The sequence below is a fragment of the Klebsiella sp. Q2 genome (assembly GCF_009900705.1).
GTDB classification, from domain to species: domain Bacteria; phylum Pseudomonadota; class Gammaproteobacteria; order Enterobacterales; family Enterobacteriaceae; genus Klebsiella; species Klebsiella quasipneumoniae.
This window is the reverse complement of record NZ_JAAABE010000005.1, coordinates 306,046-323,612: the sequence shown is the minus strand read 5'-3', so window position 1 is coordinate 323,612 and position 17,567 is coordinate 306,046. Positions and strand designations below refer to the sequence as shown.

Annotated in this window: 14 protein-coding genes; 8 read left to right on the top strand and 6 right to left on the bottom strand. The window is 58.8% G+C overall.

The window, feature by feature from the left end:
• Positions 1-58: 58 nt before the first annotated feature.
• Entirely contained in the window at positions 59-1,414 is a 1,356-nt protein-coding gene (gene envZ, locus GT756_RS20355; RefSeq protein ID WP_004202158.1) for a two-component system sensor histidine kinase EnvZ, read from the bottom strand.
• Entirely contained in the window at positions 1,411-2,130 is a 720-nt protein-coding gene (ompR, locus tag GT756_RS20350; RefSeq protein ID WP_001157751.1) for a two-component system response regulator OmpR, read from the bottom strand. Before ompR ends, envZ begins: the two co-directional genes overlap by 4 nt.
• Before the next feature lie 227 nt (positions 2,131-2,357).
• Between ompR and greB the strand changes: the two genes are divergently transcribed.
• From greB to feoC, 5 genes are all read left to right on the top strand, one after another.
• On the top strand, positions 2,358-2,831 hold the full coding sequence (greB, locus tag GT756_RS20345; protein ID WP_002920503.1) for a transcription elongation factor GreB: 474 nt from the start codon (positions 2,358-2,360) through the stop codon (positions 2,829-2,831).
• Between the two features lie 100 nt (positions 2,832-2,931).
• Complete coding sequence (locus tag GT756_RS20340) at positions 2,932-5,262, top strand: Tex family protein (protein ID WP_160125035.1); 2,331 nt, start codon at positions 2,932-2,934, stop codon at positions 5,260-5,262.
• 412 nt (positions 5,263-5,674) lie between these two features.
• Positions 5,675-5,902: a ferrous iron transporter A gene (gene feoA / locus GT756_RS20335; protein ID WP_004202154.1), complete on the top strand. Its 228-nt coding sequence runs from the start codon at positions 5,675-5,677 to the stop codon at positions 5,900-5,902.
• 28 nt (positions 5,903-5,930) lie between these two features.
• Positions 5,931-8,249: a Fe(2+) transporter permease subunit FeoB gene (gene feoB / locus GT756_RS20330; RefSeq protein ID WP_160125034.1), complete on the top strand. Its 2,319-nt coding sequence runs from the start codon at positions 5,931-5,933 to the stop codon at positions 8,247-8,249.
• Between the two features lie 9 nt (positions 8,250-8,258).
• A complete protein-coding gene (feoC, locus tag GT756_RS20325; RefSeq protein WP_004202151.1) occupies positions 8,259-8,498 on the top strand; it encodes a [Fe-S]-dependent transcriptional repressor FeoC in 240 nt (79 codons plus the stop codon).
• A gap of 87 nt (positions 8,499-8,585) precedes the next feature.
• On the opposite strand, the gene GT756_RS20320 is transcribed toward feoC, so the two are convergent.
• Both GT756_RS20320 and bioH read right to left on the bottom strand, forming a co-directional pair.
• Positions 8,586-8,855 (bottom strand): YdgH/BhsA/McbA-like domain containing protein, encoded by a 270-nt coding sequence (locus GT756_RS20320; protein ID WP_004202149.1) that lies wholly within the window; start codon positions 8,853-8,855, stop codon positions 8,586-8,588.
• Positions 8,856-8,975: 120 nt separating this feature from the next.
• Positions 8,976-9,749: a pimeloyl-ACP methyl ester esterase BioH gene (gene bioH, locus GT756_RS20315; protein ID WP_004202147.1), complete on the bottom strand. Its 774-nt coding sequence runs from the start codon at positions 9,747-9,749 to the stop codon at positions 8,976-8,978.
• Positions 9,750-9,788: 39 nt separating this feature from the next.
• On the opposite strand from bioH, the gene gntX reads away from it, so the two are divergent.
• The 3 genes from gntX to gntT all read left to right on the top strand — a co-directional run bounded on the left by gntX (position 9,789) and on the right by gntT (position 12,750).
• Positions 9,789-10,463 carry a DNA utilization protein GntX gene (gntX, locus tag GT756_RS20310; protein ID WP_064178582.1) on the top strand — a complete coding sequence of 225 codons (675 nt, stop codon included), beginning with the start codon at positions 9,789-9,791 and terminating at the stop codon, positions 10,461-10,463.
• Positions 10,464-10,521: 58 nt separating this feature from the next.
• Complete coding sequence (gene nfuA / locus GT756_RS20305) at positions 10,522-11,097, top strand: Fe-S biogenesis protein NfuA (RefSeq protein WP_004202143.1); 576 nt, start codon at positions 10,522-10,524, stop codon at positions 11,095-11,097.
• 336 nt (positions 11,098-11,433) lie between these two features.
• Positions 11,434-12,750: a gluconate transporter gene (gntT, locus tag GT756_RS20300; RefSeq protein WP_004202142.1), complete on the top strand. Its 1,317-nt coding sequence runs from the start codon at positions 11,434-11,436 to the stop codon at positions 12,748-12,750.
• Positions 12,751-12,852: 102 nt separating this feature from the next.
• Here the strand turns inward: gntT and malQ are convergent, their stop codons facing one another.
• Entirely contained in the window at positions 12,853-14,946 is a 2,094-nt protein-coding gene (malQ, locus tag GT756_RS20295) for a 4-alpha-glucanotransferase (RefSeq protein ID WP_160125033.1), read from the bottom strand.
• A 10-nt stretch (positions 14,947-14,956) separates the two neighbouring features.
• Entirely contained in the window at positions 14,957-17,347 is a 2,391-nt protein-coding gene (gene malP / locus GT756_RS20290; RefSeq protein ID WP_114508488.1) for a maltodextrin phosphorylase, read from the bottom strand.
• Positions 17,348-17,567: the final 220 nt, after the last annotated feature.

The following is a 17,567-nucleotide window of genomic DNA, read 5'->3' as shown; positions in this document are numbered from 1 at the left end:
GCCGGGCTTGCCCGGCTTTTTATTGTGCAGCGTTCTGACCAACCAACCGCGGGCGCGATCAGCTCTCTTTGGCCGGTTTCATCGGCGCCAGTACCCGGTGCACCGGCAGCCAGGCGCGGATCAGTAACCCGCCGCGTTCGCTGGAGCCAATCTCCAGCCGCCCGTTGTGATTATCGATAATACGCTGAACAATCGCCAACCCCAGCCCGGTGCCGCTGGTGCTGCGGGCGCTGTCTCCACGTACAAACGGCTGAAACAGGTGCTCTCGCTGCTCAGGTTTAATCCCCGGTCCGTCATCTTCTACCTGGAACCAGGCCCGGCTCGCTTCGCTGCCGCTGCTGACCTTGATCCAGCCATTGCCATAGCGGGCCGCGTTGACCACCATATTCGCCAGCGCGCGCTTGATAGACAGAGGATGCATGCGTACCGGAATTTCGCCGGCCTGCAGGGCGGTAGCGATCTCCCGCTCATAGCCGCTCTCCGCAGCGATCACTTCCCCCAGCACCGCATTCAGATCCGCCAGCTCCATCGGCATCTCCTGCCCGGTGCGCAGATAGTCGATAAACTGCTCGATGATGGCGTTGCACTCTTCGATATCTTTGTTGATCGACTCCGCGAGATAGCCGTCCTGCTCGCCCATCATCTCGGTGGCCAGACGAATGCGGGTCAGCGGAGTCCTTAAATCATGGCTGACCCCAGCCATCAGCAGCGTACGGTCGTCGGCCAGCTGCTTCACGCCCGCGGCCATGTGGTTGAAGGCGCGCGTCACCGAACGCACTTCGGAGGCTCCATACTCGCGCAGCGGCGGCGGAATAATGCCGCGCCCGACCTGCAGCGCCGCATGCTCCAGATCCACCAGCGGGCGGTTCTGAATACGGATAAACAGCCAGGCGCCGCCTATCGCCAGCAGCATGATCGCCAGGGTATAGCGGAACAGCGGCGAGAAGTCGCCCTGATGGATCTCGGTCAGCGGCACCCGCACCCAAATATTGGGCGACAGCCAGGTCTTCAGCCACACCACGGGGGAGCTTTTATTGACCTCCACCCGCACCTCAGTGGGGCCGCCAAGCTGATGAGCCATCTGCTGGCTCAAGAATTCATAATGCTGCGCCCAGCGCAGGCCTGCGTCTTCCGCCGCTTCATTGGAATAGAGCGAAATCCCCAGCTCGCGATAAATTTCACGGCGAAACGCCGGGGGCACCACCAGCTGGGTGCCATCCTCCAGCTGCAGCTTATCAGTCATCAGCATACGCACTTCGTAGGCCAATACTTTATTAAACTGCTGGAGACTTGGCAGGATCGCGAAATTCAGTACTACCAGATAGGTCGTCACCAGGCTGACGAACAGCAAGGTGACGATCAGGAGCAGCGTGCGAGCAAAGGAGCTGCGCGGCGAAAAGCGCACGCGTTTCATGCCTTAGAACCGTCCGGGACGAAGACGTAGCCCAGACCCCAGACGGTCTGGATATAGCGCGGATGCGCCGGGTCCTCTTCCACCATGCGGCGCAGGCGGGAGATCTGTACGTCGATGGAACGCTCCATCGCAGAGTATTCGCGGCCGCGAGCGAGGTTCATTAACTTATCGCGCGACAGCGGCTCACGAGGATGGCTTACCAGCGCCTTCAGGACCGCAAACTCGCCGCTGGTCAACGGCATCGGCTCGTCTTCACGGAACATCTCGCGGGTGCCCAGGTTCAGTTTGAATTTACCAAAGGCGATAACCGCCTCTTCCTGCGACGGCGCGCCCGGCAGCTCGTTCGCCTGACGGCGCAGCACCGCCCGGATGCGGGCCAGCAGTTCACGCGGGTTGAACGGCTTCGGAATGTAGTCGTCGGCCCCGATCTCCAGGCCCACAATACGATCAACCTCTTCGCCTTTCGCCGTCACCATAATGATCGGCATCGGGTTGCTCTGGCTGCGCAGACGGCGGCAAATCGAGAGACCATCTTCCCCAGGCAGCATCAGATCCAGCACCATCAGGTGGAAGGATTCGCGGGTTAACAGACGATCCATCTGTTCGGCGTTCGCCACGCTACGAACCTGGAAGCCCTGCTCGGTCAGATAACGTTCGAGCAGCGCACGCAGGCGCATGTCGTCATCCACAACCAGAATCTTATAATTCTCTTGCATTGTTTGTACTCCCAAAGGTTCACTGCAATAGTCAGTGCGTATTCTCAAAAAAGCCCGGCGCGCTCACCAGCTAAATCTGGTATATATTCCAGGCTAAATTGTTACAAAGCATATTTAACAGCAGGTTAAGTATACATTTAATCATAAGACACAGTATTTATCCTGTCGGTATTATTACGCGCTACAAATTGTGCGCAACGACAGACTGTCAGAAGGTTGAACTCACGATGAAAACGCCGCTGATCACCCGCGAGGGATATGAAAAACTGAAGCAGGAGATGGACTACCTGTGGCGCCAGGAGCGCCCGGAAGTGACCAAAAAGGTGACCTGGGCCGCCAGCCTCGGCGACCGCAGCGAGAACGCGGATTACCAGTACAACAAAAAGCGCCTGCGCGAGATCGATCGCCGGGTCCGCTATCTGACCAAATGTCTGGAACAGTTAAAGATCGTCGATTACTCCCCACAGCAGGAGGGCAAAGTCTTCTTCGGCGCCTGGGTAGAGATTGAAAACGATGAAGGCGATATCAAGCGCTTTCGCATCGTCGGTTACGATGAAATTTTTGGCCGCAAAGACTATATCTCCATCGACTCGCCGATGGCGCGCGCACTGTTAAAAAAAGAGGTTGGCGATCTGGCCATCGTCAACACGCCGGCGGGCGAAGCCAGCTGGTATGTCAATGAGATCGAATACGTTAAATAGACAAGAACTTTCCGAGAGACGCCCGGCGCGACTGGCATTTTTAGCCGTCAGTCCGTATAACTAGTCCCTGTTTTTTGACCCTAAAGATGAATTAAAAGCCATGATGAATGATTCGCTCTGCCGCATTATTGCGGGTGAACTTCAGGCCAGAGCCGAACAGGTAGAAGCTGCCGTTCGCCTGCTTGATGAAGGGAACACCGTGCCGTTTATTGCACGTTATCGTAAAGAAGTCACCGGCGGTCTGGATGACACGCAGCTGCGTAATCTGGAAACCCGCCTCGGCTATCTGCGCGAACTGGAAGACCGTCGTCAGGCGATCCTCAAATCCATCGCTGAACAGGGCAAACTGACCGACGCGCTGGAAAAAGCCATCAACACCACGCTCAGCAAAACTGAACTGGAAGATCTCTACCTGCCGTATAAACCGAAGCGCCGCACCCGCGGGCAAATCGCTATCGAAGCGGGGCTGGAGCCGCTGGCTGACCTGCTGTGGAACGAACCGTCCCACGATCCGGAAACGGAAGCCGCAAAATATATTGATGCCGATAAAGGCGTGGCCGACAGCAAAGCGGCGCTGGATGGCGCGCGCTATATCCTGATGGAGCGTTTTGCCGAAGACGCCGCGCTGCTGGCGAAGGTCCGTGACTATCTGTGGAAAAACGCCCACCTGGTCTCCACCGTCGTCAGCGGCAAAGAAGAGGAAGGCGCCAAATTCCGCGACTACTTCGATCACCATGAACCGATCGCCACCGTGCCGTCGCATCGCGCGCTGGCGATGTTCCGCGGTCGCAACGAAGGCGTCCTGCAGCTCTCTTTAAACGCTGACCCGCAGTTTGACGAGCCGCCGAAAGAGAGCCACGGCGAGCAGATTATTATCGACCATCTGGGCCTGCGCCTGAATAACGCCCCGGCGGACAGCTGGCGTAAAGGCGTCGTCAGTTGGACCTGGCGGATCAAAGTCCTGATGCATCTCGAAACCGAGCTGATGGGTACCGTGCGCGAGCGCGCCGAAGACGAAGCTATTAACGTCTTCGCCCGCAACCTGCACGACCTGCTGATGGCTGCGCCCGCCGGGCTGCGCGCTACCATGGGCCTTGACCCGGGCCTGCGCACCGGGGTGAAAGTGGCCGTGGTTGACGGTACCGGCAAACTGGTGGCCACCGATACCATCTACCCCCACACCGGCCAGGCGGCTAAAGCGGCGATTGTCGTGGCGGCGCTGTGCGAGAAGCACAACGTCGAGCTGGTGGCGATCGGCAACGGCACCGCCTCGCGTGAAACCGAGCGTTTCTTCCTCGACGTGCAGAAACAGTTCCCGAAGGTCACCGCCCAGAAGGTGATCGTCAGCGAAGCCGGGGCTTCCGTTTACTCCGCCTCCGAGCTGGCGGCGCAGGAGTTCCCTGACCTCGACGTGTCGCTGCGCGGCGCGGTCTCCATTGCCCGCCGTCTGCAGGATCCCCTGGCCGAGCTGGTGAAAATCGACCCGAAATCCATTGGCGTCGGCCAGTATCAGCACGATGTCAGCCAGACCCAGCTGGCGCGTAAGCTGGACGCGGTGGTGGAAGACTGCGTGAACGCCGTTGGCGTTGACCTGAACACCGCCTCCGTGCCGCTGCTGACCCGCGTGGCCGGCCTGACCCGCATGATGGCGCAGAACATCGTCGCCTGGCGCGACGAGAACGGCCAGTTCCAGAACCGCCAGCAGCTGCTGAAGGTCAGCCGCCTGGGGCCGAAAGCCTTTGAACAGTGCGCCGGCTTCCTGCGTATCAACCACGGCGACAACCCGCTGGATGCCTCCACCGTTCACCCGGAAGCCTACCCGGTGGTCGAACGCATTCTGGCCGCTACCCAGCAGGCGCTGAAAGATCTGATGGGCAATAGCAGTGCGCTGCGCCACCTGAAGGCCGTGGATTTCACCGATGAGAAGTTCGGCGTACCGACCGTGACCGACATCATCAAAGAGCTGGAAAAACCGGGCCGCGACCCGCGTCCGGAGTTTAAGACAGCGAAGTTCGCAGACGGCGTAGAGACCATGAACGATCTGCTGCCGGGGATGATTCTGGAAGGGGCCGTCACCAACGTCACCAACTTCGGCGCATTTGTCGATATCGGCGTCCATCAGGACGGACTGGTCCACATTTCGTCGCTTTCTGACAAGTTTGTTGAAGATCCGCACACCGTGGTGAAAGCGGGCGACATCGTGAAGGTCAAGGTCATGGAAGTCGATCTGCCGCGTAAGCGTATCGCCCTGACCATGCGTCTCGACGAGCAGCCGGGCGACAGCAACGCCCGCCGCGGCGGCGGTCAGGATCGCCCGCAGGGCAACCGCCCGGCCGCGAAAGCCGCCAAACCTCGCGGTCGCGAAGCGCAGCCTGCCGGCAACAGCGCGATGATGGATGCCCTCGCGGCGGCGATGGGTAAAAAACGCTAATCCCACCCTGCCCCTTTTCAGGGGCAGTTTTCTTTTCATGACCAGGCCATCGCCATCACGCGCAAAACAGGTTCAGTTGTTTCTGATAACCTGTTTTTATTCCACGCCTGAAGACAGCGAAATTAATATTTTCATTTCGTTAACTTAAGAAACCTTAATTAAACATTAGATCGCCGAAATAATATTTCGTGCATTTTCGATCACAGACAGATTTTGCGGCACATCAATAAAAAAGTGATTTCCGCTTTAAAAATAGCGTTGATCGCATCATATGTATTGATGATAAAAACCATTCTCATTATCATCACTTTCAGAATGATTTTTTCTTTTTTCGTTGGCTATGGTATCCGGCGCGGTGACATCCCGACGCCCGGTCAATTCATCTTCGGTTAGCGATAGACAAGTAGGCCCTATGCAATTCACACCTGATAGTGCGTGGAAAATCATTGGATTCTCCCGCGATATTAGCCCAGCATACCGTCAGAAATTGCTCTCCCTCGGCATGCTGCCCGGATCCTCTTTTCATGTGGTGCGCGTGGCGCCGCTCGGCGATCCTGTTCATATTGAAACCCGACGCGTCAGTTTGGTATTACGCAAAAAAGATCTCGCCTTAATCGAACTGGAAGCGGTTGCACAATAACGGCTGGCCCGGCACAAGAGTCTGAAATATGAAAAAATTAACCGTTGGTTTAATTGGTAATCCTAATTCCGGCAAGACCACTTTATTTAATCAACTGACCGGCGCCCGCCAGCACGTGGGCAACTGGGCCGGGGTCACCGTTGAGCGTAAAGAGGGCGTATTCGCCACCACTGACCACCAGGTCACGCTGGTTGACCTCCCCGGGACCTACTCTCTGACCACCATCTCTTCGCAGACCTCGCTGGACGAGCAGATCGCCTGCCACTACATCCTCAGCGGCGAGGCCGACATGCTGATTAACGTGGTCGACGCCTCCAACCTCGAGCGAAACCTCTATTTGACGCTGCAGCTGCTTGAGCTGGGGATCCCCTGCGTCGTGGCGCTGAACATGCTGGATATTGCCGAAAAGCAGCAGGTGCGTATCGATATCGATGCCCTCGCCGCGCGCCTCGGCTGCCCGGTCATTCCGCTGGTTTCGACCCGCGGACGCGGGATCGAAGCGCTGAAGATTGCCCTCGACCGTCATCAGGCGAACAGCGATATTGAGCTGGTCCATTATCCGCAGCCGCTGCTGCGCGAAGCTGACCTGCTGGCGCAGCAGATGTCAGCGCAGATCCCGGTCAAGCAACGGCGCTGGCTCGGTCTGCAGATGCTGGAGGGCGACATCTACAGCCGGGCCTATGCCGGCGACGCCGCCGATAAACTGGATATCGCCCTGGCGAATCTTAGCGACGAGATCGACGACCCGGCGCTGCATATCGCTGACGCGCGCTATCAGACCATCGCCGCCATTTGCGACGCCGTCAGCAACACCCTGACCGCCGAGCCAAGCCGCTTTACCGCGGCGATGGACAAGGTGATCCTCAACCGCTTCCTCGGGTTGCCGATTTTTCTCTTTGTCATGTATCTGATGTTCCTGCTGGCGATCAACATCGGCGGCGCGCTGCAGCCGATTTTTGACGCCGGCTCGGTCGCGGTCTTTATTCACGGTATTCAATGGCTGGGCTACACCCTGCACTTCCCGGACTGGCTGACCGTGTTCCTCGCCCAGGGGATCGGCGGCGGTATCAACACCGTGCTGCCGCTGGTGCCGCAGATCGGCATGATGTATCTGTTCCTCTCTTTCCTTGAGGACTCCGGCTACATGGCGCGCGCCGCCTTTGTCATGGACCGCCTGATGCAAGCCCTCGGCCTGCCGGGAAAATCCTTTGTCCCGTTGATTGTCGGTTTCGGCTGTAACGTGCCGTCGGTGATGGGCGCCCGCACCCTCGACGCCCCGCGCGAACGTCTGATGACCATTATGATGGCGCCGTTTATGTCCTGCGGCGCGCGGCTGGCGATCTTCGCCGTCTTCGCGGCCGCGTTCTTTGGTCAGAACGGCGCGCTGGCGGTCTTCTCGCTCTACGTGCTGGGCATTGTGATGGCCATTCTCACCGGCCTGATGCTGAAGCACACCATTATGCGCGGCGAAGCCTCGCCGTTCGTGATGGAGCTGCCGGTGTACCACGTCCCGCATATCAAGAGCCTGATTATCCAGACCTGGCAGCGCCTGAAAGGCTTTGTTCTGCGCGCCGGGAAGGTGATCGTCATTGTCAGCATCTTCCTCAGCGCGCTGAACAGCTTCTCGCTGAGCGGTAAGGTCGTCGACAACATCAACGACTCCGCGCTGGCCTCGGTGAGCCGGGTCATTACTCCGGTGTTTAAACCGATCGGCGTGCATGAAGATAACTGGCAGGCCACCGTGGGCCTGTTTACCGGCGCGATGGCGAAGGAGGTGGTGGTCGGTACGCTGAACACCCTCTATACCGCCGAAGATATCCAGAACGAGGAGTTCAATCCGCAGACCTTCAGCCTCGGCGAAGAACTGCTGGCCGCCGTCGACGAGACATGGCAGGGACTGAAAGACACCTTCAGCCTCAGCGTCCTGGCCAACCCCATCGAAGCCAGCAAAGGCGATGGCGAAATGGCCACCGGCGCGATGGGCGTGATGGGCAGTAAATTTGGCAGCGCCGCGGCGGCTTACAGCTATCTGATCTTCGTTCTGCTCTACATCCCCTGCATCTCGGTGATGGGCGCCATCGCCCGCGAATCGAGCCGCGGCTGGATGACCTTCTCCATTCTGTGGGGGCTGAATATCGCCTATTCGCTCTCGACGCTCTACTACCAGACCGTCAGCTTTAGCGACCATCCGCGCTACAGCCTGGCGTGTATCCTGGCGGTGGTATTGTTCAACGTAGTGCTCTTCGGTCTGCTGCGTCGGGCGCGCAGCCGGGTTGACGTCTCGCTGCTGGCCACCCGGAAAACGCCGACCTCCTGCTGTTCCAGCCCGGCTGGCGATTGCCACTAAGGAGGAGCGGTGGCGTCGTTAATGGAAGTCCGCGATATGCTGGCCCTGCAGGGCCGCATGGAGGCGAAACAGCTCAGCGCCCGCCTGCGGACGCCTCAGCCGCTGATTGACGCCATGCTCGAACGCATGGAAGCCATGGGCAAGGTGGTACGGATCAGCGAAACGAGCGAGGGCTGCCTCTCCGGCAGCTGTAAAAGCTGTCCTGAAGGGAAAGCGGCGTGCCAGCAGGAGTGGTGGGCGCTGCGATGAAGGGAGTAAGGCCAGCCAGCGCCATGGGGTAAAACGAGTGTGACAGCAGAGAAAAACGGGCCAACAGGCCCGTTTTTTATGACTGGATTATTTATACACGTCAGCGTTAGCGTGAACGGTTTTTTCGTTTTTCTGCCCGGCAATCACCACAAAATATTTTCCACCCAGCTCATCAGCTTTTTTCGACAGATCGCGTCGGGCGTCCATCGGCGAGGTCGTCCTTGAGGTCGTGATGCTGCCGACCTTGGTCAGATTCATCTTCGCCACGTCCTCTTTTTGGATCTCTTTCGCTGCGAATGCGCCAAAAGACAGACAGCCAATCACCAGAGATGCAACCATTCCTGTAACAAGTTTCATAGCCTCTACTCTCCATTAGGTTGTTATTGTAGGTCACGGTGGCGGAATGAAATAATCAACCACCGTAACAACCTAAGTATTGCTGTGAATGGCCCTTTTACCATGGCGCGGCAAAAAAAATTACCCCAGCCGTTTTTTCAGCGCCATCAGCGGCTCGCAAAAGGCCGCGGGATGGGAAACAAATGGCGCATGCGCTGCCTTGTCAAAGAGAATTGACTCGCTTTCCGGCCATAGCTTATCCAGCAGCGGGACAATCTTGCGCGGCACCAACCCGTCCAGTCGACCATACAGCCGCAGAAACGGCATCGGCAGCCCGACCAGCGCCTGGCGCAGATCGACGGTTCTGAGGATCTCCAGACCGCCGTTCAGCGCCTCAGCGGAAGGCATCGGCAGCGAGAGCACCGCCTGCTTTAACGCCCGCGCATCCTGACGGGCGCTCTCCGTTCCCATGGTTTGCAGTGCGAGGAACCGCTCGACGGTGCGCTGGAAATCCTCGCTCAGCTGCTGCTGAAATCCGGCCAGCACCTCCGGCTTGATGCCGGGCCAGTCCTCATGAGCCGCGAAACAGGGGGAAGAGGCAACCGTTACCAGCGCCTGCACCCGTTGCGGACGCATAATCGCGACCTGGCTGGCCACCAGCCCGCCCAGGCTCCAGCCCAGCCACACCGCCTGAGGCGGAGCCTGCTCCAGCACCCGCTGCGCCATCGCCTCCAGCGACATCGCCCCAAACCCGCCGCTACGGCCATAGCCAGGCAGGTCCACCAGGTGAAGGGTAAAATGCGAAGCCAGCTGCGGCGTGATGCAATCCCAGACCTGAGCGTTCAGTCCCCAACCGTGCAGCAGCACAAGATGACAATCACCTTCGCCGATTGTTTGCCACCAGATGTCGTTCATCCGTTACCGTTCTCTTTTTTACTGGACAGAAGGCCAAATATGCTAACAGCACACAGCTTATGCTGGCTATGCCAAATGCCGCTGGCGGTCGCCCGCTGGGGGATCTGCTCTCGCTGCAGCCGCGCCCTGCTCGCCTGCCCCCCGCTCTGCCCGCAGTGCGGCCTGCCGGCGGCAATGTCCCGGCATCCCTGCGGCCGCTGCCTGCAAAAGCCGCCGCCCTGGCATCGAATGGTGGCGCTCAATGACTATCGTTCGCCGCTGAGCGACCTGGTGCGGCAGCTGAAGTTTCACCATCGTCCGGAACTGGGCCCCGCCCTGGCGCGCCTGCTGCTGCTGCGCCTTAAACAGCGCGACGATTTGCCGCCGGTAGACGCGCTGGTCGGCGTGCCGCTGTGGCATCGCCGCCGCTGGCGCCGGGGTTATAATCAGTGCGATGAGCTGTGCCGACCGTTGGCCCGCTGGCGTGGGTGCGTCTGGCGTCGCGACGGCCTGACGCGCCAGCGAGCGGGCGCCGTGCAGCATTCGCTCAATGCCCGCCTGCGCAGGCAGAACCTGAAAAATGCCTTTCAGCTTGAATTTGCCGTCCAGGGACTCCATATCGCTCTGGTGGATGATGTCGTCACGACCGGCAGCACCGTCGCCGAGATATCCCGCCTGCTTTTGCGAAACGGCGCCGCGACGGTTCAGGTATGGTGTATATGCCGTACCTTGTAGACCCCCGCTGATGGGCGTATTATAACCCAGTAAAATAGTCAACTATTAGGCCAACGCTATGATCCGTATTTCCGATGCTGCACAAGCGCACTTTGCCAAACTGCTGGCAAATCAGGAAGAAGGGACGCAAATTCGCGTATTTGTGATTAATCCCGGCACCCCAAACGCTGAGTGCGGCGTATCCTACTGCCCACCGGATGCGGTGGAAGACACCGACACGGCGCTGAAATTTGAACAGCTGACCGCCTATGTCGATGAGCTCAGCGCGCCCTATCTGGAAGACGCTGAAATTGATTTCGTCACCGACCAGCTTGGCTCGCAGCTGACCCTGAAAGCGCCGAACGCCAAAATGCGCAAAGTCGCTGACGATGCCCCGCTGATGGAGCGCGTCGAGTATCTGCTGCAGTCGCAGATTAACCCGCAGCTGGCCGGCCACGGCGGTCGCGTGTCGCTGATGGAGATCACCGACGACGGTCTGGCTATCCTGCAGTTCGGCGGCGGATGCAATGGCTGCTCGATGGTCGACGTAACCCTGAAAGAAGGTATTGAAAAACAGCTGCTGAACGAGTTTCCGGAGCTGAAAGGGGTTCGCGATCTGACCGAGCACCAGCGCGGCGAGCACTCCTACTACTAAGCCTTTCCTCCGGCGGCACCCTGTCGCCGGCTCTCCTTGCTCCTTTCTGTGTTACCGCGCAACATCTCCCACTAAACGACCGGCAAAAACCGGGGAAAGAGTATGACTTAAGTCTCATATTTAACATTTTCCCCGGTCAGGTGATTCTCAACCCTCACATGTTACCCGTATCATCCACTTCAGGCACCACCGGCAAAAAAATAGCCAGCTATCCTTTCTCTGGGTAAGGATAATGCAAGCGTTTACGGTGCCAGACTATTTTGCTCCCTGACGGAGCGGATGCTCTACAGGTTCAAACTTTGACGTTACCCATAACAAATTAAGGCCAGGTAAATCATGCCATTAGTCATCGTTGCTATCGGGGTTGCCCTGTTATTGCTGTTAATGATCCGTTTCAAAATGAACGGCTTCATTGCGCTGGTTCTGGTGGCGCTCGCCGTCGGATTAATGCAGGGTATGCCACTGGATAAAGTGATCGTTTCCATCAAAAATGGCGTTGGCGGCACCCTTGGCAGCCTCGCGCTGATCATGGGCTTCGGCGCTATGCTCGGTAAGCTGCTGGCAGACTGCGGCGGCGCTCAGCGTATCGCCACCACGCTTATCAATAAGTTCGGTAAGAAGCATATTCAATGGGCGGTGGTCCTGACCGGCTTCACCGTCGGTTTCGCCCTGTTCTATGAAGTGGGCTTCGTACTGATGCTGCCGCTGGTGTTTACCATCGCCGCCTCGGCCCGTATTCCGCTGCTGTACGTCGGCGTACCGATGGCCGCCGCGCTCTCCGTCACCCATGGCTTCCTGCCGCCGCACCCGGGTCCGACCGCGATCGCCACCATCTTCCACGCCGATATGGGTAAGACGCTGCTCTACGGCACCATTCTGGCTATCCCGACGGTTATTCTCGCCGGCCCGGTTTTCGCCCGTTTCCTGAAAGGCATTGATAAGCCGATCCCGGAAGGCCTGCATAACCCGAAAGTGTTCACTGAAGAAGAGATGCCTGGCTTTGGCGTCAGCGTCTGGACCTCGCTGGTTCCGGTGATCCTGATGGCGATGCGCGCCGTGGCCGAGATGATCCTGCCGAAGGGCCACGCCTTCCTGCCGATTGCCGAATTCTTCGGCGACCCGGTCATGGCCACCCTGATTGCGGTACTGATCGCCCTGTTCACCTTCGGTTTGAACCGCGGCCGCTCCATGGAGCAGATCAACGATACCCTGACCTCTTCTATTAAAATCATCGCCATGATGCTGTTGATCATCGGCGGCGGCGGCGCCTTCAAACAGGTGCTGGTGGATAGCGGCATGGATAAATACATCGCTTCTATCATGCACGAATCGAATATGTCTCCGCTGTTTATGGCATGGTCCATCGCCGCGGTACTGCGTATCGCGCTGGGTTCGGCGACCGTTGCCGCCATCACCGCGGGCGGGATCGCCGCGCCGCTGATCGCCACCACCGGTGTCAGCCCGGAGCTGATGGTTATCGCGGTCGGCTCCGGCAGCGTTATCTTCTCCCACGTGAACGATCCGGGCTTCTGGCTGTTCAAAGAGTACTTTAACCTGACCATCGGCGAGACCATCAGGTCCTGGTCGGTGCTGGAAACCATTATCTCGGTCTGCGGCCTGGTAGGCTGTCTGCTGCTGGGGATGGTGGTGTAAGGCCACTCCCGCTACAGAAAAAGGCCGGTCCGCATGATGCGGACCGGCCTTTTTTATCGGACATACTCTTCGCCGCGCAGAGGAGCGCGCGGCGGGGTGTCATCAGGAGGCGGCTTTTTTGCTCGCCGCCTTGCGCCGTTTATCCAGATCCTTAATCAGCTTATTGACCTGTTCATCGGCAAACATCTGCTCAAGGGTGACGGAAAGCTTCCGGCGCCAGTTCGGGTACTCGGTGCTGGTGCCTGGAATATTGACCGGCGACGCCATCTCCAGCCAGTCTTCCGGCTGCAGGCCCAGCAGGGCGCTGTTGCTGTCGGCAATATAACGTTGCATCCCCCGATTGAGGATCCCCGTCATGCTCATCAGGGAGGCCTTATGGCCGGCACGCTTGGGCAGACAGCCGTACTTATGCAGCGCATCCAGCAGCCCTTGTTTCGCCAGCTCACGGTCCTGGTACAGCCCGCGCAGCACCACCTCATCAGGATAGAGACCCAGCGCTTTACCTAACGTCAGATCGCCGCTTTCCCAGTAGCCGCGGAGGGTGGGCAGGTCGTGCGTCGTCGCCACAGCCATTGATTGCTCCGGGTACAGCGCCGGCGCGCGGAACGTTTTCTCTGCATCGCTCTCAAAATAGAGCACCTTATAAGAATAGACGCCGCTGTTGCGTAACTTGCTGACGATCTCCACTGGTACCGTGCCCAGATCTTCGCCGATCACCATGCAGCGATGACGCTGGCTTTCCAGCGCCAGAAGCGACAGCAGATCGTCGACGGGATACTGGACGTAAGCGCCATGGTCGGCGGTTTCACCATAGGGGATCCACCACAAACGCAGCACAGACATCACGTGATCGATGCGCAGCGCGCCGCAGTTCTGCATATTGGCGCGCAGCAGGTCGATAAACGGCTCATAGGCGCGAGCGGCAATAATATGCGGATCCATCGGCGGCAGGCCCCAGTTCTGGCCCAGCGGACCCAGAATATCCGGCGGCGCGCCCACAGACGCTTTCAGGCAGTACAGCTCACGGTCGCACCAGGTCTCCGACCCGCCTTCGGCGACGCCCACCGCCAGATCGCGGTAGAGGCCGATCGGCATCCCATCGCGCTGGCTGGTTTCCCAGCAGGCGGCAAACTGGCTCCAGGCCAGCCACTGCAGCCAGAGATAGAAACTGACGTCGTCCTCATGCTCGACGCAGAAGGCTTTCACCTCCGGGCTGTCGATATCCTGAAAGGCCTTCGGCCAGGCCGGCCAGCCCCAGCGCAGCGGGTCCTGTTGAACCTGCCAGGCGTGCAGCGCATCGAAAGCGGCCTGCCAGTAAAGGCTTTCCCCTTCACGCAGAACAAACTCGCGGAACGCCGTCATCTGCTCATCTTCACGACGAGAGAATCGTTTCCACGCCATACGCAGCGCGGTCATTTTCAGCGTGGTGACCGCGGTATAGTCCACATCATCCGTTTGCCGCGCCGCCTGCAAGGCCTGCTGCGTCGCTGCGGACTGCCACCACGCCTGCGCCTCTTCGCTACGCTGGAAATCTTCAACCGCATTGACGTCGATGTAGATAACGTTCAGCCAGCGACGTGAAGACGGGCTATAGGGGCTGGCGCTCTCCGGGTTCGCCGGATAGAGGGCATGGATCGGGTTGAGACCAATAAACGACCCGCCGCGGCGGGCGATTTCCGGCAGCATGGCGCGCAGATCGCCAAAATCGCCGATCCCCCAGTTTTTCTCCGAACGCAGGGTATACAGCTGCACGCAGGTGCCCCACAGCTTTTTCCCCTCTTTCAGCGGCTGCGGCTCATAGCAGCGGGCCGGGGCGACGATGGTCCGGCAGTGCCAGCGCTCCCCCTCCTGGGTGAGCGTCAGGGAGTGATACCCCTCCGGCAGTTTGGCCGGCAGCGGCAGCGTCTCGCCGCCGCGGGTTTTACCCTGATACTGCTTACCGTCCTCAGTGGTCAGGATCCACTGATACTCACCGCGTCCTGCCACCGGCAGCGACATTTTTTTGCCGTGGGTGAAGATCTTCACGTTCGGCAGCGGGTAAACCGCCACTTTCGTGGCGGCGGTTGAGCGATGCATCGCATCCAGTAGACGCTGTTTGGTGACAGCCGCGATAGACTGCGGCTTGCCGTGCGCGTTGATATAGCTGGGGCTGATGCCCGCCGCCAGCGCGGCATTATCGAGGCGTTTACTCTCCATAGGCCTTCCTTTAGCGTTTCGCCTGCCAGATACGTTGCTGATAATCGCGGATCGAGCGGTCGGAGCTGAACATGCCGCAGCGCGCGGTGTTGAGAATTGTCGCGCGGGTCCAGGCCTCCTGGTCGCGATACAGCTCATCTACCCGTTTTTGCGCCGCCACGTAGGCTTCGAAATCGGCCAACACCAGATACGGGTCGCCGCCCTGCTGCAGGCTGTGCAGCATCTGGTCGAAGGCATGCTTGTCGCCGTTGCTATAGGTGCCGTTCTCCAGCTCCTTAAGCACCGCATCAAGCAGTTTGTCTTTTTTACGCCATTTCAGCGGATCGTAGCCTTTCGCTTTCAGGGCTTTCACTTCTTCTACCGTGTGGCCGAAGATAAAGATGTTCTCTTCACCGACCTGCTCGGCGATTTCCACGTTGGCGCCATCCAGCGTCCCGACGGTCAGCGCGCCATTCAGCGCCAGTTTCATGTTGCCGGTGCCAGAGGCTTCTTTGCCCGCGGTGGAGATCTGCTCGGAGATATCTGCCGCCGGGATCAGTTTTTCCGCAGCCGAAACACAGTAGTCCGGCAGGAAGACCACTTTCAGCTTATCGCCGACTTTCGGGTCGTTGTTGATCGCTTCCGCTACCTTGTTGATGGCGAAAATAATGTTCTTCGCCAGATAGTAGCCCGGCGCCGCTTTCGCGCCGAACAGGAAGACGCGCGGTACGCGATCGGCCTGCGGGTTTTCGCGGATCTCTTTGTACAGCGCAAGGATATGCAGCAGGTTGAGGTGCTGACGCTTGTACTCGTGCAGACGTTTGATCTGAATGTCGAAAATCGCCTGCGGGTTGATCTCAATCCCGGTACGCTGCTTCACAAACTCGGCCAGATGAACTTTGTTGGCCTGCTTGATATCGCGATAAGTCTGACGAAACGCCGCATCGTCAGCGTATTTTTCCAGATTGATCAGCTGGTCAAGGTCATTGGCCCACTCTTTTTTCAGCGTCTCATCCAGCAGCGTGGCCAGCGCCGGGTTGCACTGCTTGATCCAGCGGCGCGGTGTGATGCCGTTGGTCACGTTATGGAATTTGTTCGGCCACAGCTGGTTATATTCCGGGAACAGATCTTTCACCACCAGGTCCGAGTGCAGCGCCGCTACGCCGTTGACGGCAAAACCGCCCACCACGCACATGTTGGCCATCCGCACCTGCTTGTTATGCACCACCGCCAGTTTCGCCCAGACCTGCTTATCGCCCGGCCAGGTTTTGTCCACCAGCAGTTTAAAGCGGTCGTTAATCTCTTTAATGATCTGCATATGGCGCGGCAGCAGCGCTTTCACCAGCTTCTCATCCCAGCACTCCAGCGCTTCCGGCATCAGGGTATGGTTGGTGTAAGCAAAGGTTTTGCTGGTGATCGCCCAGGCGTCATCCCAGCTCAACTGGTGCTCGTCGATCAGCACGCGCAGCAGCTCCGGGATGGCGATGGTCGGGTGCGTATCGTTCAGCTGGATCACTTCGTAATCCGCCAGCTCGGCCAGCTTGCGGCCTGCCAGATGATGACGACGCAGGATATCGGCCACTGAGCAAGCGCACTGGAAGTACTGCTGCATCAGGCGCAGTTTTTTACCGGCCTGATGGTTGTCGTTCGGGTACAGCACCTTGGTCAGTTTTTCCGCGTCGATGCCCTGCTGCTCGGCGCGCAGGAAATCGCCGTCGTTGAATTTGGTCAGGTTAAACGGATGAGCATGTTTGGCCTGCCACAGACGCAGCGGCTGGGCGACGTTGTTGCGATAGCCTAGCACCGGCAGGTCCCAGGCTTCGCCGGTAATGACGAACGCCGGCTGCCACTCGCCGTTTTTACTGACTTTGCCGCCGATACCGACCTGGACATCCAGCGCGTCGTTATGGCGGAACCACGGGTAGCTGCTGCGGCCCCAGTCGTCCGGAGCTTCCTTCTGCTGGCCGTCGTCAAAGGACTGGCGGAACAGACCATACTGGTAATTGAGGCCGTAACCGGTCGCCGACTGCCCCACGGTCGCCATGGAGTCGAGGAAGCAGGCTGCCAGACGGCCCAGGCCGCCGTTACCCAGCGCCGGGTCGGTCTCTTCTTCCAGCAGATCGGTGAGGTTGACGTCATAGCCTTTCAGCGCGTCGCTCACGCCCTCGTACCAGCCCAGGTTGAGCAGGTTGTTGCCGGTCAGGCGGCCAATCAGAAACTCCATCGAGATGTAGTTAACGTGACGCTGTCCTTGCGCTGGTTTTGCCACCGGCTGCGCCGACAGAAGTTCCGCCAGCGCTCCGCTGACGGCGCGCCACCATTGACGCTGCGTCATCTCGGAAGCGGACTGTAAACCAAAACGCTGCCACTGACGCGTCAGTGCAGCCTGAAACTGAGCTTTGTTAAATGAAGTCTGTGACATAATGAGATCCGGGTCCTTTACTAAAACGATGGCGCTAGTGTGCCGACCTCCCGATTCATCGTCCTCATCCCGACGGGGATTAGACAGGGAGGAGTGCCGGGGATGAGCGAAAAGTGTGATCCTGACCACTATAGTGTGGGTGAGAAGGCCAAAATATGCTGTAAAAATCACCGCAGTATGACAGTCGAGATGCCATTTCAGCCGACCAAAAATTTGTTAC

Coding starts and splice junctions, on each gene's coding strand:
- envZ (WP_004202158.1), bottom strand. CDS start 1,414: ATGAAACGCGTGCGCTTTTCGCCGCGCAGCTCCTTTGCTCGCACGCTG.
- ompR (WP_001157751.1), bottom strand. CDS start 2,130: ATGCAAGAGAATTATAAGATTCTGGTTGTGGATGACGACATGCGCCTG.
- greB (WP_002920503.1), top strand. CDS start 2,358: ATGAAAACGCCGCTGATCACCCGCGAGGGATATGAAAAACTGAAGCAG.
- GT756_RS20340 (WP_160125035.1), top strand. CDS start 2,932: ATGATGAATGATTCGCTCTGCCGCATTATTGCGGGTGAACTTCAGGCC.
- feoA (WP_004202154.1), top strand. CDS start 5,675: ATGCAATTCACACCTGATAGTGCGTGGAAAATCATTGGATTCTCCCGC.
- feoB (WP_160125034.1), top strand. CDS start 5,931: ATGAAAAAATTAACCGTTGGTTTAATTGGTAATCCTAATTCCGGCAAG.
- GT756_RS20320 (WP_004202149.1), bottom strand. CDS start 8,855: ATGAAACTTGTTACAGGAATGGTTGCATCTCTGGTGATTGGCTGTCTG.
- bioH (WP_004202147.1), bottom strand. CDS start 9,749: ATGAACGACATCTGGTGGCAAACAATCGGCGAAGGTGATTGTCATCTT.
- gntX (WP_064178582.1), top strand. CDS start 9,789: ATGCTAACAGCACACAGCTTATGCTGGCTATGCCAAATGCCGCTGGCG.
- nfuA (WP_004202143.1), top strand. CDS start 10,522: ATGATCCGTATTTCCGATGCTGCACAAGCGCACTTTGCCAAACTGCTG.
- gntT (WP_004202142.1), top strand. CDS start 11,434: ATGCCATTAGTCATCGTTGCTATCGGGGTTGCCCTGTTATTGCTGTTA.
- malQ (WP_160125033.1), bottom strand. CDS start 14,946: ATGGAGAGTAAACGCCTCGATAATGCCGCGCTGGCGGCGGGCATCAGC.
- malP (WP_114508488.1), bottom strand. CDS start 17,347: ATGTCACAGACTTCATTTAACAAAGCTCAGTTTCAGGCTGCACTGACG.